14 protein-coding genes are annotated in these 14,571 nt (G+C 69.6%); 6 read left to right on the top strand and 8 right to left on the bottom strand.

Going from position 1 to position 14,571, the window contains the following annotated elements:
• Window positions 1-55: 55 nt before the first annotated feature.
• Complete coding sequence (locus tag ACO2Q0_RS10325) at window positions 56-976, bottom strand: D-alanyl-D-alanine carboxypeptidase family protein (RefSeq protein ID WP_423351403.1); 921 nt, start codon at window positions 974-976, stop codon at window positions 56-58.
• A 39-nt stretch (window positions 977-1,015) separates the two neighbouring features.
• Here ACO2Q0_RS10325 and ACO2Q0_RS10330 point away from each other — a divergent pair, with 39 nt between their 5' ends.
• Entirely contained in the window at window positions 1,016-2,110 is a 1,095-nt protein-coding gene (locus ACO2Q0_RS10330; RefSeq protein WP_423351404.1) for a L,D-transpeptidase family protein, read from the top strand.
• Between the two features lies 1 nt (window position 2,111).
• Here the strand turns inward: ACO2Q0_RS10330 and ACO2Q0_RS10335 are convergent, their stop codons facing one another.
• From ACO2Q0_RS10335 to ACO2Q0_RS10350, 4 genes are all read right to left on the bottom strand, one after another.
• Entirely contained in the window at window positions 2,112-3,191 is a 1,080-nt protein-coding gene (locus tag ACO2Q0_RS10335; protein ID WP_423351405.1) for a Rieske 2Fe-2S domain-containing protein, read from the bottom strand.
• Window positions 3,192-3,208: 17 nt separating this feature from the next.
• Window positions 3,209-4,804 (bottom strand): alpha-glucosidase, encoded by a 1,596-nt coding sequence (locus tag ACO2Q0_RS10340; RefSeq protein WP_423351406.1) that lies wholly within the window; start codon window positions 4,802-4,804, stop codon window positions 3,209-3,211.
• A gap of 6 nt (window positions 4,805-4,810) precedes the next feature.
• Complete coding sequence (locus tag ACO2Q0_RS10345) at window positions 4,811-5,422, bottom strand: ATP-dependent Clp protease proteolytic subunit (protein WP_423351407.1); 612 nt, start codon at window positions 5,420-5,422, stop codon at window positions 4,811-4,813.
• Between the two features lie 109 nt (window positions 5,423-5,531).
• Window positions 5,532-7,007, bottom strand: a complete 1,476-nt coding sequence (locus tag ACO2Q0_RS10350) for a M20 family peptidase (protein WP_423351408.1) — start codon at window positions 7,005-7,007, stop codon at window positions 5,532-5,534.
• Window positions 7,008-7,081: 74 nt separating this feature from the next.
• Here ACO2Q0_RS10350 and ACO2Q0_RS10355 point away from each other — a divergent pair, with 74 nt between their 5' ends.
• Window positions 7,082-7,828: an extensin family protein gene (locus ACO2Q0_RS10355; RefSeq protein WP_423351409.1), complete on the top strand. Its 747-nt coding sequence runs from the start codon at window positions 7,082-7,084 to the stop codon at window positions 7,826-7,828.
• Here ACO2Q0_RS10355 and ACO2Q0_RS10360 read toward each other — a convergent pair.
• Complete coding sequence (locus tag ACO2Q0_RS10360; RefSeq protein WP_423351410.1) at window positions 7,825-9,741, bottom strand: PQQ-binding-like beta-propeller repeat protein; 1,917 nt, start codon at window positions 9,739-9,741, stop codon at window positions 7,825-7,827. The genes ACO2Q0_RS10355 and ACO2Q0_RS10360 overlap by 4 nt on opposite strands.
• A 194-nt stretch (window positions 9,742-9,935) precedes the next feature.
• On the opposite strand from ACO2Q0_RS10360, the gene ACO2Q0_RS10365 reads away from it, so the two are divergent.
• Window positions 9,936-10,691 carry an SDR family oxidoreductase gene (locus ACO2Q0_RS10365; protein ID WP_423351601.1) on the top strand — a complete coding sequence of 252 codons (756 nt, stop codon included), beginning with the start codon at window positions 9,936-9,938 and terminating at the stop codon, window positions 10,689-10,691.
• A gap of 100 nt (window positions 10,692-10,791) precedes the next feature.
• Window positions 10,792-11,745 carry an SH3 domain-containing protein gene (locus ACO2Q0_RS10370; protein ID WP_423351411.1) on the top strand — a complete coding sequence of 318 codons (954 nt, stop codon included), beginning with the start codon at window positions 10,792-10,794 and terminating at the stop codon, window positions 11,743-11,745.
• On the opposite strand, the gene ACO2Q0_RS10375 is transcribed toward ACO2Q0_RS10370, so the two are convergent.
• Complete coding sequence (locus ACO2Q0_RS10375) at window positions 11,742-12,908, bottom strand: aminotransferase (RefSeq protein ID WP_423351412.1); 1,167 nt, start codon at window positions 12,906-12,908, stop codon at window positions 11,742-11,744. The two genes, ACO2Q0_RS10370 and ACO2Q0_RS10375, sit on opposite strands and share 4 nt — an antisense overlap.
• A gap of 53 nt (window positions 12,909-12,961) precedes the next feature.
• On the opposite strand from ACO2Q0_RS10375, the gene ACO2Q0_RS10380 reads away from it, so the two are divergent.
• Both ACO2Q0_RS10380 and ACO2Q0_RS10385 read left to right on the top strand, forming a co-directional pair.
• Window positions 12,962-13,414, top strand: coding sequence for a GNAT family N-acetyltransferase (locus ACO2Q0_RS10380; protein WP_423351413.1), 453 nt, complete (start codon window positions 12,962-12,964; stop codon window positions 13,412-13,414).
• Window positions 13,415-13,481: 67 nt separating this feature from the next.
• Window positions 13,482-13,997, top strand: a complete 516-nt coding sequence (locus ACO2Q0_RS10385; protein WP_423351414.1) for a hypothetical protein — start codon at window positions 13,482-13,484, stop codon at window positions 13,995-13,997.
• Here the strand turns inward: ACO2Q0_RS10385 and trhA are convergent.
• Entirely contained in the window at window positions 13,880-14,551 is a 672-nt protein-coding gene (trhA, locus tag ACO2Q0_RS10390) for a PAQR family membrane homeostasis protein TrhA (RefSeq protein WP_423351415.1), read from the bottom strand. The two genes, ACO2Q0_RS10385 and trhA, sit on opposite strands and share 118 nt — an antisense overlap.
• Window positions 14,552-14,571: the final 20 nt, after the last annotated feature.

Below are 14,571 nucleotides of genomic sequence, written 5' to 3' on the forward strand. Positions count from 1 at the left end.
CGGCGAGCCTAGTGGCGCCACCTGTGCGCGTGCAATACAAGTTTCCCGCGAGGCGTCAGGGCTTCTCGCCCGTCCACTCCCAATGCCACGGCTCGAACGGGTAGTTCACGAAGCCGAAGCGGCCGGCGTTGGCCAGCAGCCAGCGGTAAGTCGCCGTCTTGGTCATGAACAGCCGGTTCGGATCGGCCGAGGAATCGGGCGGATAGCCGGGCGCCTGGCCCACGTAGACGTCCATGGCCAGCCCGGTGCGATGCGGCGAGCAGCGGGCGCGGGCTATGCCGTCGCAGTTGCCTTCGGCCGCGCACCGGGCGGCGTCGGCGGAGGGCGAGCGATAGCCGGAGAAGATGGTGAGGTTGCGCGGGTCGGCGGCGATCTCCGGGACCTGGGCGCGCGCCTCGGCGATCATGCGGCGGTAGGCGGCGAGGGCGCCGGGCCTCAGCCACACCTGCTTGCCCATGTAGCCTTCGTGCGGCCTCGCGGCGGCGATCTCATCGGCAGTGTCCGGGCAGATCCCGTCCGCGGCGAGTTTCACGACGTCGCGGCGCGTCTGGAGCTCGGCCTTCACGAACTGGAAGTCGGCGTCGTCGACGACGCCATCCTTGGGCAGCGCCTTGCGGTCCTGCCAGGCGGCGAAGGCGGCGGCGAAGCCCTCGGAGTCCGGCGGACAGGCGGTTCCGACCTCCTGCTGGATCAGCGGCGCATAGGTCTCCCAGCCGACCTCGGTCCGGCCGAAGGGAGTCCACACCTTCTGGCGGAGGGTGTTGGCGTTCGCCTGGGCGGCCTCGCCCCAGCCGGGGCTGTTGCAGCCCGGCGGATCGGCCCTTCGCTGGACCACCTGGGCCGGAGTCTCTCCAGGCGGCGCGTGAGCCTTCTGGACCGGCGAACAGCTCGTGACCCGCAGCACCAGCAGGAGCAGCAGGACAACGGCCGCCAGCAGGGCGCCCAGGAACCTGAATGCGTCTCGTACCTTCACCATCCGCCGCAGCAAACGCGCGGCGCATCGGAGAGGTCCAGCATGAATTCGGCGAAGGCGCTCATCATGGCGAGCGCGGCGGTGCTGTCGCTCGCGGCCTGTGGAGACCGCGGCGGGCAGGCCGAGGGTCAGCGCGCGCCCGACGTGAATCCGGCGCCGCTGAACGTGCCGGCGGCGGTGACGCCGTCGTCGTCTCCGGTGGCCCAGGCGATCGACAAGGCCCAGTTCCTGCAGGCGGCCGCAGGCCAGCCGATGGCGCCCGACACCCTTCGCGGCATGCTCATCCGCGCCCAGGTGCTGCTGGACCGGGCCCACTTCTCTCCCGGCGTGATCGACGGAACGGACGGCGAGAACCTGAAGAACGCGGTCGCCGCCTTCGAGCGGGCGCGCAACCTTCCCGAGGACGGGATGCTGGACCAGGAGGTCTGGAACTTGCTGGTGAAGGACGACCAGCCGGTGATGACCGACTACGTCGTCACCGAGGCCGATGTCGCGGGCCCGTTCGTCGACAAGATCCCGACCGACTACAAGGAGATGGCCGAGCTGGAGAAGCTAGGCTTCACCAGTCCGCTCGAGGCTCTGGCCGAGAAGTTCCACATGGACGAGGCGCTGCTCACCGCGCTCAATCCGGGCGCGGACTTCGCCAAGGCGGGAACGAAGATCATCGTGGCCGCCCCCGGTCCCGACGTGCTCGTGGCGCCGGTCACGCTCGTCGAGGTCGACAAGGCTCGCAACCAGGTGCGGGCCTATGGCGGAGACGGCAGCCTGTTGGCCTCCTATCCCGCGACGGTCGGCTCGTCCGACATGCCGACGCCCGACGGCGAATGGGCGGTCAACCTGGTCGCGAACGACCCGCACTGGAACTACGACCCAAAGAAGCTGAACTTCGGCGATAAGTCGGCCGGGAAGCTCGACATCAAGCCGGGTCCGAACAATCCCGTCGGGGCGGTCTGGATCGACCTGACCAAGGACACCTACGGCATCCACGGCGCGCCTGAGCCGAAGCTGGTCGGCAAGACCGCGAGCCACGGTTGCGTGCGCCTGACGAATTGGGACGCCCGTCAGCTCGGCTCGGCTGTGAAGAAGGGCACGCGGGTGGTGTTCATGGGCTCGCGGCCTGCGAAGACGAAGGCCTAGCTCAGCTCCGCCACTTCAGGACGGCCGGCTCCACGGGATTGCGGAACGACCGGTTCTCGCGGCGGCTTGCCGCCCATTCCCGCTTGAGCTGCTGGTACCACTTGGCCTGCTTGTCGGCGTCGTCGATCCACAGGAGCGTCGGGTCGTAGCGCAGGCCCTCGTTCTGCAGGTCCACCATCCGGCCGTCCTGGCGCAGGAACGCGCGCGCGCCGGCGGCGATGAAGGGCTTCAGCAGCAGGAAGGCGGGGTGGTCGGACCAGACGATCTGGGTGATCCGCGTCTGGCGTTCGTTCACGGGGGTCAGGCAGGTCAGGGACAGCACCTGGCGCTTGCCGACGGTCACGTGCTCCCAGCGCAGGCCGGGCAGCCGGAAGGTGATCTCGGTCAGCGGCTGGCCGCCGAGGACGGCGTAGGCGCGGCTGTTCTTCGAAGGCTCGTGGCGGACCATGGCGAAGCCGGCTTCGCGCGGCTCGAAACGCTTGGCCTTCTCGTGCTGGGAGTGCTTGGAGCGCCACCACCATTGCTGGTGTACGTAGGGACCGTGCGCCGGATCCATCAGGCCCACGACGGCGTGGTCGATGTGGGCGTCGAAGACCATGCGGTCGACCAGCTTCGGCGCGCCGCCGACCACGCCGGGGAAGACGGGCGGCGGGTGGTCCGGCTCGCTGTTCGCGTCCGAGCCGATCCAGACGAACACCAGGCCTTGGCTCTCGACGGCGGGATAGCGCCGCACGCGGATGCGGCTGATGTCCATCGGCTGGTCGGCGGTCAGCGAGGGGACCGCCGCGCAGGCGCCGTCGGTCCGAAAGCGCCAGCCGTGGTAGGGGCACTCCACGGTGTCCGCGACCACGCGGCCGGCCGACAGCGGCGCGGCGCGGTGGGGGCAGATGTCGCGCAGCGCGAAGAGCTCGCCCGTCCGGCCGCGGCCCAGCAGCACCGGCTCGCCCAGGATCTCGTGGCGAGCGAGCTTGCCCGGCTTCAGGTCGGACGACAGTGCGGCGAAGTACCAGACGTCCGTGAGGAAGCCCTGGCCGAACCTGTTCGTCGGCGCCTTCGCGGTCCTGGTGTCGCCCTCGGCCATGACGGCCTTCTAGCGTCTTACGCGAGTCTGAGGAACGCCGCGGCGTAGGGCGAAAGGCCGATCGAGCCGCCGCGAAGGTCGGCGTCGCCGGCGCGGACGTCCTCGAGCTTCGCGCCCGCGAGCTGCGGCGCCGTCACGAACCGCGGCTCGCCCGAGAAATTGAAGAGGCAGGCGACCGCCTCGCTCCCGTGCCTACGGACGAAAGCCAGGATCGGCCCTTCCAGCTCCAGGAACTCGATCTGCCCCAGACGCATGGCGGCGCTGGACTTGCGGAAGGCCATCATGGCGCGAGCGAACCAGAGCGTGGACTCGACGTCCTTCTCCTGCTCGGCGACGGTCAGGCCGCGATGTTCGTCGGCCGCGGGAAGCCAGGGCTCCCCCGTGGTGAAGCCCAGGGTCTCGCCCGGCTGCCACGGCATCGGCGTTCGGCAGCCGTCGCGGCCGCCGTCGTACGGCCAGTAGAGGTCGCCCACCGGATCGCGCAGCTGGTCCCGGCGAAGCCTGGCCTGCGGCAGGCCCAGCTCCTCGCCCTGGTAGATTAGGGCCGTGCCCTTCAGCGCCAGCAGTAGGGCGAACATCATCTTGGCCAGTTCGGGCGATCCGTCGCCGAACCGGCTCGCCGTGCGCGGCACGTCGTGGTTCGAGAAGCTGATGGTCGGCCAGTGGACGGGATAGTCGGCCAGGGTGCGGTAGTGCTCGCGGACGAACGCCGGGTCGAGCTTGCGGGCCAGCAGCATGACGAAGGTGTAGCCGCTGTGCAGGCCGTCCTCGTGGCTGCAGTAGGCGCCGCAGCGGGCCTCCTCCTCCGAGAACTCGCCGAACACGAACCGGTCTCCGTGCGCCTCTACGCGACGCCGGATGAGATCGAGCATCTCGACGTTCTCGGGCAGGTTGGAGTCGTGCAGGTGCTGCTGGAGGTTCCCGGCGTGGCTCCAGTGCAGGCCGGTGCGCGCGTCCATCGGCACGGCCGGATTGTCGGTCAGCGTCTCGTCGTGGAGGTAGGTCCCGGCGACGTCGAGGCGGAAGCCGTCGACGCCTTTCTCCAGCCAGTAGTCCAGCACCGACAGGGCGGCTTCGCGCGCGTCCGGGTTTCGCCAGTTGAGCTTGGGCTGCTGGCGCAGGAACTTGTGGTGGTAATGCTGCCGCCGCTTGGGCTGGTAGGCCCAGGCCGGACCGCCGAAGACCGAGAGCCAGTTGTTCGGTGCGGTCCCGTCTTCCTTCGGGTCGGCCCAGACATACCAATCGGCCTTGGCGCCGTCGCTGCCGCCGGTCAGGCTGTCCACGAACCAGTGATGCTCGTCCGAGGTATGGCTCAGCACCTCGTCCAGGACGACCTTCAGCCCGCGCCGGTGGGCGGCGTCCAGCAGACGCTGGAAGTCCTCGAGCGTGCCGTAGTCGTGCTGCACGCCCTCGAAGTCGGCGATGTCGTAGCCCCAGTCGCGGTTCGGCGACGGGTGGATCGGCGACAGCCAGATGCCGTCCACGCCGAGGCTTTCAATATAGTCGAGCTTGGCGAGCACGCCGCGCAGGTCGCCGTGCCCGTCGCCGTCGCTATCGAAGAAGCTGCGGACATAGACGTGGTAGAGGACCGCCCCCCGCCACCACGGCGCCATGTCGACTTAAGCCTCGGACGTGTTCGTGATGATCCGGGAGACGATGCCGTACTCGACGGCCTGCTCGGCGCTCATCCAGAGGTTCCGCGTCGTGTCCTTGTCGACCTTCTCATAGGGCTGGCCGGTCTCGCGGGCGATCATCCGATTCACGCGTTCGCGCATCTTGATGATCTCCTCGGCCTCAATCTCGATGTCCGAGGCCTGGCCGCGCACGCCGCCGGACGGCTGGTGCAGCAGGAACCGGGTGTTCGGCAGGCAGAGCCTGTTTTCCTTGCTGGCGCCCAGGTAGATGTGGGCCCCGGCGCTGGCCACCCAGCCGGTGCCGATCACCTTCACCGGCGCGCCGCAGAAGCTGATCATGTCGTGGATGGTGTCGCCGCTTTCGACGTGGCCGCCCGGCGAGTTGATGATCATCCGGATCGGCGCGTCGCTTTCAGAGGCCAGCGCCGTGATCTGCGCGGTCACGCGCTCGGCCAGCCGCATGTCGATCTCGCCGAAGACCAGGACGGTGCGGGACTTGAAGAGAGCGTTCTGAACCGGCCCCGCCGTCATCGGCATGTCGGGCAGGCGGCCCTTTTCGTCCTCGTCTTCGTCCATGTAGGCGGTCCACTTCAGCATGGCGGCTCCTGGCTGGCCGGCGGGCGCTCGCACCCGCGGCGAAATCTGTCTCCCAACGAGTTATTGGTCCGGACGGGTTCCGGCAAGCGGTGGGACAGGCTTTTTCGGCTCAGCTCGCCGCCGTGGCGATCAGCCGGGCGTAGAACTGCACCATCTTCTCGAGGTTCGGCAGGGTCAGGTGCTCGTTGGTGCCGTGGATGAGCTGGACGTCCGACAGGGCCAGCTCGACCGGCTGGAAGCGATAGACGTCGCGGGCGACGGGCTGCAGCCACCGGCTGTCGGTGGCCGCGGTGACCAGGCTGGGCGCGACGGGTGCGCCCGACACTGCGCCGGCCGTGGCGGCCAACGCCCGCCAGCCCCGCGAGTTGGTCGAAGAGACGGCCGAGGGCGCGGCCGGTCTGCCGTTCCAGGCGAGCGTCACCGGCAGGTCGCCCACTGCCGACCTCGCCCGGGCCATGACGCTGTCCGGCGTGTCGCCGGGCGCGATGCGGTAGTTGATCCAGGCCGTTGCGTCCTGCGGCAGGACGTTCTCCTTCGGACTGCCCTTCAGCATCGTCGGCGCGATGGTCGTGTGCAGCAGGGCGGCGCCGGGCGGCGTCGCGCCCACCTGGCTCACCAGGAGCGGGCGGAACAGCCACTCGTTGGCGACCGCCATCTTGACCGGGAAGCCGGCGCTGGGGGCGACGGCCTTCAGCATCTCCGCGCCGGGGCCGCGGAAGGCGAGCGGGAACTGGTCGTCCACGATGGCGGTGACGGCCTTGGCCAGGATCGCGACTCCGCCGGAGTCCTTCGGCGGCGCCGACGAGTGGCCGCCGGTCGCATTGGCGGTCACCTTCAGGGTGGCGTAGCCCTTCTCAGCCGTGCCGATGACGGCCAGCTTGCCGCCGGTGATCGGGTTGTCCTTCAGCACGACGAGGCCTTCGTCGAGGACGAACTCGGCCATCACGCCGCGGGACTTCAGGAGGCGGGCGGCGGCCTGGGCGCCCGAGCCCAGCACCTCTTCGTCGCCGCCGAGCACCAGGATGACGGTCCGTCTCGGCGAAAAGCCCCTGGCCGCCAGGGTTTCGATGGCCTCGAAGAGGCCGATGAGGGATCCCTTGTCGTCGATGGAGCCACGGCCCCATACCGCCCCGTCGGCGATGGCGCCCGAGAACGGCGGATGCTTCCAGGCGCCCTCGGTGCCAGGCGTGACGGGCACGGTGTCCTGGTGCGCCATCAGGATGATGGGCGGCAGCGCCGGGTCGGCTCCCTTCCAGGTGTAGATCAGGGTCTGGGCGTCGATCACCTCGCGGCCCATGGCGGCGTGCGCGGCGGGATAGGTTGTCTGCAGGAACCCGTGGAGCCGGTCCCATTCGGCGAGCTGGTCCTGGGCGCGATCCTGGTGCCGGACGGTCGGGATCTGGATCGCCGCGCTGAGATTGCGGGCGGCGCGATCGAGGTCGACGGCCACCGGCGGAGCGACCTTCACGCCCGACGCGTCCAGACCCGGCGGCGCCTTGTAGGTGAAGGTTCTCACCAGCACGACGGCCACGAGCACGAGCAGCACGGCCAACAGGCCAAGCGCGATCCGACCCGCCAGTTTCATGAGCAATCCTCCCCGAACCCCAAGCTTCGCCGTCCGCGCCCTGAACCGCAAGCCGGGCGGTCCGTTGCAGCCGGGTGGCGCGTCGTTTCCTCCCGTTGAAGCCCGTCTCGGACGGGAGCCTGGCGCTGGCCGGGCTCTGGACGAGCCTTGCCGACGCCGCCATCGCCGGCCTCTTGCTGCTCGTCGCCGTCGACGCGCACGCGCCGCCACAGGATCTTCCCTGGAAGCCGCTCCGCCTGGATGAGCCGGTGGGCCTCGCGACCCGAGCCAAGTTCGCCCGCGCCGCCGCCGACCCGTTGCTCTGTCGCGAGGTGCTGGCAGGCGGCGCGGTCCGCTTCGTGGACGAGCCCGACCGCGACTTCGGCGAATGCGCCACGGAGAATACCGTGCGGATCCGTGATGGCGCGGCCGTGGCGCTCAGTCCGGCGGCGCCGGTGGTGACCTGCCCCGTCGCGCTGGGCTACGCGTTCTGGAGCCGGCACGTGGTGCAGCCCGCCGCGCGGGCCGCGCTGGGCGAGCCGATCTCGCGGGTCGAGCACTATGGCAGCTACGCCTGCCGCAACATCTACGGCCGGGCCGAGGGTCGGCGCAGCGAGCACGCCTTCGCCAACGCGCTGGACGTGGCCGCCTTCCGCACCGCCTCAGGCCGCCGGATCAGCGTCGCGCGCGACTTCCGCGACGAGGGGCCCAGCGGCCTCTTCCTGCGGCAGGTCCGCGACGGCGCCTGCCCTTGGTTTCGGGCGGTGCTGAGCCCCGACTACAACGCCGCCCACAGGGACCACTTCCACCTGGACTTCGGCCGGTACGGCGTCTGCCGCTAGGGCCTCGGCTTGAAGGCCAGCAGCATGTTGCCCGGCGCCTGGCCGAACATGCCGTAACCTGACCCGACGAGAACGAGGCCATTCACGCCGACGATCGACGCCGCGTCGAACGAGCCGCCCCGGCCGGGCACGCCGTTCAGGGCCGGGAAGTCGCGCAAGGTGTCGTAGGTCCACAGCCTTTCGCCGGTCTTCGTGTCGATGACGAACAGGCGCCCGTCCAGGCTGCCGGTGACGGCCGCGCCGTCGATCACGGTCGGGGCTCCCGAGAAGCCGTAGAGCCGGTCGCAGCGGGGCGCCTTCTTTCCCCGCTCGCCATCGCAGGACGGCGTGGCCGAGTAATGCCACTTGATTGCGCCGGTGGCGCCATCCACGCCGTACAGCCCGGGCTGCAGCTTGGGATCGATCGGCTCGCCGCCGGGGACTGGCCGCCCGATGTGGGCGACAGGCACGATCACCGTGTCGTCCTGGAAGGCGATGCCCCAGTGGATGCCGCCGTTCGGGGTGCCGGCGCCGATGTCGCGCCGCCAGACCACCTTACCCGTCTCCGGTTCGAGGGCCCAGACCGTGCCGGACTTCTGGCCGGCGAGCACGAGCTCCTTGCCGCTCTTCAGCCTGGCCAGGATCAGCGAAGCGCCGAAGTCCACGTCGCGGTAGACCGTCTCGTGGCCCTTCACGCAGTTCAGCAGCTCGGGCCGCCCGTTGGGGCCACAGCCCACGTTGAAGATGTCGTTCTCGGTGGCCTGGTGGCTCCAGGCTTCGGTCCCGTCCTTCAGCCGGATGGCGATCAGCGCGTTGGTATTGCGATGCGCCGGCGGCGAGTTGCTCTCGCCGGTGCCGAAATAGATCAGGCCGCGCTTCTCATCGACGACCGGCGAGTTCCAGATCGGCGCGCCCGACGGTCCCAGCAGCGGCTTGCCGTCGCCGCGGTCCCGCACCGGCTGGGCGTCCGGCATGGTGTCGTAGCGCCATTGCTGGGCGCCGGTCTTCGGGTCCAGCGACAGCACGTAGCCGTGGTTGGTGCAGCAGGCGACCTTGTTGTCGTAGGCCTGCATGATCTCGAACTGGCTGACCGGCACGATGATCCGGTCCTTGAGCACCCGGGGCGTGCCCGTGGTCAGCGAGTAGGAATAGACGCCGACCGCCTTCTGCCAGAGGGCCTTGCCGGTGCGTGCGTCCACGACGTGCACCGTCGTGTCGAGGCCGGAGAAGGCCAGGACGGGCGTGCCGTCGGCGATCACGCCATAGGCCGCGCTGGTGCGCAGCGGCGCGCCGTTCGGCGTGTTGTACACCCACTTCACGCACGGCTTGCTCGGATCGGAGACGTCGAAGGCATAGAGCGCCGCGGCCTCGGAGACCGGCAGATAGACCATGTTGCCGACGACGGCGGGCTGGGCCCGCATCATCGTGACCTCCGGGAAGGCGATGCCCCAGGCGAGGTCCAGCTTCCCCAGCTTGGCCTTGGTCAGGCCGGTCTGGGCGGCGGTGAGCGTGCGCGTCTGGCGCGCGTCGAAGCCGAAGGTGGCGACGGCCGGGGCGGCCTTCAGGCTCGGGGCCTTGCCCGCCCCGGGACAGGCCATGGCCTGGCTCCAGGTGTCCCTCGTGGCTTCGGCGCGGCCGGTCAGGAAGCTCACGAGCTGGTTGCGCTCGTCCTCGGACAGGCCGGCCGCCTGGGCCTGCATCTTGCCGTGGGTCATCGCGAAGCTGATGACCTGATTGCTCATGCGCGAGAGCGTCTCGCGGCTCGGAGCCTTGGTCTCGCCGGGATTGTCGTGGCAGGCCGCGCACCGGACGCGATAGGTCGCCTGGCCCGGATGCGGCATCTGACCCGTCGACTGGGCCCTGAGATCCGTGCCCACGGCCCATGCGGCGCCCGCCGCCAGCACGAGGGCGGCAAGCCCTGCGAACACCTTCATACGCGTTTTCCCCGTTTCCCCGCCCGCGGCTCTCGAAGCGGCCGCGTGGATTTTCGAAGATACGGCATCCTCGGCCGGCGTCCACCTTGACCGAGGGGCAAGCCGCGGCGCAAATGCCTCACCGAAGTCAAACAACTGTTTGGGAGAGCGCCGTGAGCGAGGTTGCGGATAAGCTGAAGGTGGGCGCGGGCGGCCTGTTCGACCTGACCGGCAAGGTGGCGGTGATCACCGGCTCCTCGCGCGGGATCGGTCGCGCGATCGCGGAGCGGATGGCCGAGCAGGGCGCGAAGGTGGTGATCTCCTCGCGCAAGGCGGGGCCCTGCGAAGAGGTGGCCGAAGGCATTAACGCCGCGCGGCCGGGCCACGCCATCGCCGTGCCGGCCAACATCTCGTCGAAGGAGGACCTTCAGCGGCTGGTCGACGAGACGCGGAAGGCGTTCGGCAAGATCGACATCCTGGTCTGCAACGCCGCCTCGAACCCCTTCTACGGCAGCCAGCTGGACATCCCGGACGACAGCTTCCGCAAGATCCTGGACAACAACATCGTCGCCAACAACTGGCTGATCCAGATGGTGGCGCCGGAGATGCGCGAGCGTAAAGACGGCTCGATCATCATCGTCTCGTCCATCGGCGGCCTGCGCGGCTCGACGGTGATCGGCGCCTACTGCATCTCCAAGGCCGCCGACATGCAGCTCGCCCGCAACCTCGCCCAGGAGCTGGGTCCCGACAACATCCGGGTGAACTGCATCGCGCCGGGCCTCGTGAAGACCGACTTCGCCCGGGCGCTCTGGGACACGCCGGAAGGCGAGAAGCGCGCGAGCTCCGGCACGCCGCTGCGCCGCCTGGGCGAGCCCGACGATCTCGCGGGCGCCGCCATCTACCTGGCCTCGCGCGCCGGCGCCTGGACCACGGGCCAGACCATCGTGGTGGACGGCGGAACGACCTGCTGAGCCTGTTGGTCGCCGGCTGAGCCCGGTTCGTCGCAAGGCGGCGGAACCGGGCGGCCGCATCACCCTAGCGTCGCCTCCTTTTCGTCGGGGAGAAGATGCGATGCGCAAGACGACTGCGCTGGGCGCCGCTGTGGGCGTCCTGGTTTCGATGCTGGCCGCCCAGCCTGCGGCCGCTCAATACGGCATGGACAAGAAGGCGCCGAAGAACGCGGCGACGCCCGAGCTTCCGAAGTGCGACAAGCCGCTGGGCCGGGTCGCGATCAAGGAGCCGGAGAACGACTGGTGGACGGGCCTTGGCCTCTCCAATCCGGAAGCCGTGATCAAGCTGTTCGCCATGCGCTCGGGCTGCCTGCGGGTGGTCGACCGTAACGCGGGCCTCGCCATGCGGGCGCAGGAAGCCGAACTGGGCGCCGGCGGCGACCTGCGCCGCGGGTCGAACGTCGGCAAGGGGCAGGTGGCCGCCGCCGACTTCTTCATTGTGCCGGATCTGGCCAATTCGAACGGCAACTCCAGCGGCGGCGCCATCGGCGCGGCGGTGGGGGCCTTCGGCGGGCGCCTGGGCATGGCCGGCGCGCTCGCCAGCGGCCTGACCGTGAAAAGCCAGCAGGCCCAGGCGCTGATCACGCTGGTAGACGCGCGGACGACCGAGCAGCTCTACGTGGCCGAGGGCGTGTCCAAGAAGACGGACATCGGGTTCGGCGGCGGCGGCTACTACGATGGCCTGGCCGGCATCGGTGGCGGCTACGGCAACACCGCCATGGGCAAGGTCGTGACCGCCGCCTACTTCAACGCCTTCGTCGATCTGGTGGGTTACCTCCAGCGCAGCGCGCCCACGGGCGACCAGGCCTCCCAGGCCGCGGGCATGCAGGCCCAGAAGGTGAAGCAGGCCGTGGTGATGCGGAAGAGCCCGTCGCCCCAGGCGGCGCAGGTGCGCAGCTTCGCCGTCGGCGACATGGTCTATCCCACCGGCCAGAAGAACGGGATCTGGTGGGAAGTCGACGACGAGAACGGCAACCGCGGCTGGGTCTCGTCGGCGATGATCGGCCCGGCCTAGGCCTTCCGGGACAGGTCGCGCGCTTTCGACAGGCGCGCGACCCCCTCGTCCAGCACGGCGTCCGCCTTCGAGAAGCAGAGGCGGACGATCGTCGTGACCGGCTCCTGCTCGTAGAAGGCCGAGACCGGGATGGCGGCGACGCCAGCCTCCTGCACGGCGCGGAGGCAGAAGGCGCGATCAGCCTCCGTCACGCCCGAGGCCGGCAGGTCGAGATTGAGGAAGTACGTGCCCTGGCTGGGCAGCACGGCGAAGCCCTCGCGGCGCAATCCCTCGGCTAGGCGGTCGCGGGAGGCTTCGAGCTGCCGCGGCATCGACGCGAACCAGTCGCCCGCGTGCTGGAGGCCCCAGGCGACGGCGACCTGCAGGTTGGGCGGCGTCGTGAACGTCAGGAACTGGTGGGCGCGGGCGAGACTGTGGGTCAGTTCCGGGGCGGCGCAGAGGAAGCCCACCTTCCAGCCGGTGAGGCCGAACATCTTGCCGGCCGATCCGATCTTCACCGTACGCTCGCGCATGCCTGGGTAGGCCATCAGCGGCCGGTGCCGCGCGGGCCCGAACACCACCTGCTCCCAGACCTCGTCGCAGATCGCGACCGCATCACGCCGGACGCAGAACTCCGCCAGGAGGGCCAGGTCCTCGTCGGGCAGCACGACGCCGGTGGGATTGGTCGGGTTGTTCAGCACCACGAAGCGCGTGCGTTCGCTGAATGCGGCTTCCAGCATGCCGCGCGTGAAGCGCCAGTGCGGCGGCGACAGTCGTACGAGCCGCGGGACCCCGCCCGCCAGCCGGATCATCGGCGCGTAGCTGTCGTAGAGCGGCTGGAAGAGGACCACCTCGTCGCCCGGCTGGATCAGCGCCAGGAACGAGGCGGTCAGGGCCTCGGTCGCGCCGGAGGTGATGGTGACCTCCTGCTCCCAGTCGAGATCGAGGCCCTGATGTGCGGCATAGTGGGCCGCGACCGCCTGCCTGAGCTCCGGCAGACCCCGCATGGGCGGGTACTGGTTGTAGCCGTTGAGGACGGCGTCGGCGGCCTTGCGGCGGATGGGCTCTGGCCCCAGATCATCGGGGAAGCCCTGGCCGAGGTTGATCCCGCCGAGGCTGCGAGCCAGGCCCGACATCTCCTCGAAGATGGTGGTCGGCAGGTTTGAGAAAATCGGATTGGCCATCGCCCCGGACTTTGGCCCCAGAGTCGGGCGAGCGCCACGGTCGGGAGGTCAGGATGGAGATTGTCGAGTTCGAAGCCGAGCACGCCGAGGCGTTCCGGACGCTGAACGAGGCGTGGATTTCGCGGCACTTCACCCTGGAGCCGAAGGACCGCGAGGTCCTGAACGATCCTCAGGGCAAGATCATCGCCAGGGGCGGGCGCATCTTCATGGCGATGAAGGAGGGCGTGGCCGTCGGCTGCGTCGCCCTCATCAAGATGGCGGACGGCGGCTATGAGGTCGCCAAGATGACCGTGTCGGAAGACCAGCGCGGCTCCGGCCTTGGCCGACGGTTGATGGAGCGCTGCATCGAGGCCGGCCGGGAGGCGGGCGCGCCCAGGCTCTACCTCGAGACCAACTCGAGCCTCGGCCCGGCCCTTCGTCTGTACCGCGCGATGGGGTTCAAGGATCTTGCGCCGAGCGAGACCGAGTACGCGCGTTGCGACGTGTGGATGGAACGTCCCCTCTGACCCTGCGGGTCTTGTTGCGAACGACTCGCAATAGCGTTACGGTCGTGGCCTCAGTGAGGAGTCGGCCATGCTCGATCGCGATCCGCCCCTGCTCCACGGCGAGCGCCTGCTGATCGGCGCCATTCGCCGCTTGACGAGGCAATCCGGGTGTTCGGGCGCACTGGCGCATTTCGAGGACGCCTGCGGCTGGGCCGGGCCGGAAGCCTGCCGGATGCTGGAGGTGTTCCTGCAGCAGCTCGCTTTGTATGGCCGCCGGACGATCGCCGTCTCGCCGCCAGGGGCGGCTGCCCTCACGGGCGACGAGCGCACCATGCTCGATGTGTTCGGCTGCGCTCAGGCCGAGGCCTACGAGGCGATGGATTTGAGGCTGGCCCAGCTGCTGGACGACACCCCGCCGGCCTCGCTGGGCGCCGCTGCCTGCGTCGTCGCTGAGACCCTGGCGGCCAACGGCTGCTTCGTCGAAGCTCAGTGCTGGGAGGCCAGCACCACGCCCAGCAGCACGGCGGCCCAGTGGGCGCCGGCGGCCGCCACCACGTGGCCGTGCCAGATGGCGCGGGCGAACTTCAGGCGCTTGTTCACGTAGAAGATCACGCCCGTCGAGTAGAGCACGCCGCCGGTCACCAGCAGGACGAAGGCGTACCAGGCCAGGCTGTCGATGATCGGCTTCAGGGCGATCACCACGAGCCAGCCCAGAGCCAGATACATGGCCACCCAGAACTTCCGGTCGAGGTTCTTCAGCACCAGCTTTCCGACCGCGCCCGCCGTGGCGATCGACCACACGGCCGCCGTCATGCCCCACCCCCAGGCGCCGGGCAGGCCCAGGGTGAAGGGCGTGTACGACCCGGCGATCATCAGGAAGATGCCGGCGTGGTCCAGCCGGCGCAGCGTCGGCCGATAGCGCGGCTTGGCGAAGTTGTAGGCGGTGGAGAAGGCCAGCATCGCCACGACGCCCGCCGCATAGATCGAAACGCCGACGACCTGGCTGATCGACCCCTGAGTCACCGCGATGGTCAGCAGCACGACGCCGCCGACGAGGGCGAGCGTCAGGCCGACCACATGTACGACGAGATCAGCGCACTTGGCGGCGGGGGTCGGATAGTGGCGCGGCGGGTAGGGCTTGGGGGCGTCTGCGGTCATGGCCTGGACTCCATACGCCT

It is taken from the genome of Phenylobacterium sp. VNQ135 (assembly GCF_049445735.1).
Lineage (GTDB): Bacteria > Pseudomonadota > Alphaproteobacteria > Caulobacterales > Caulobacteraceae > Phenylobacterium.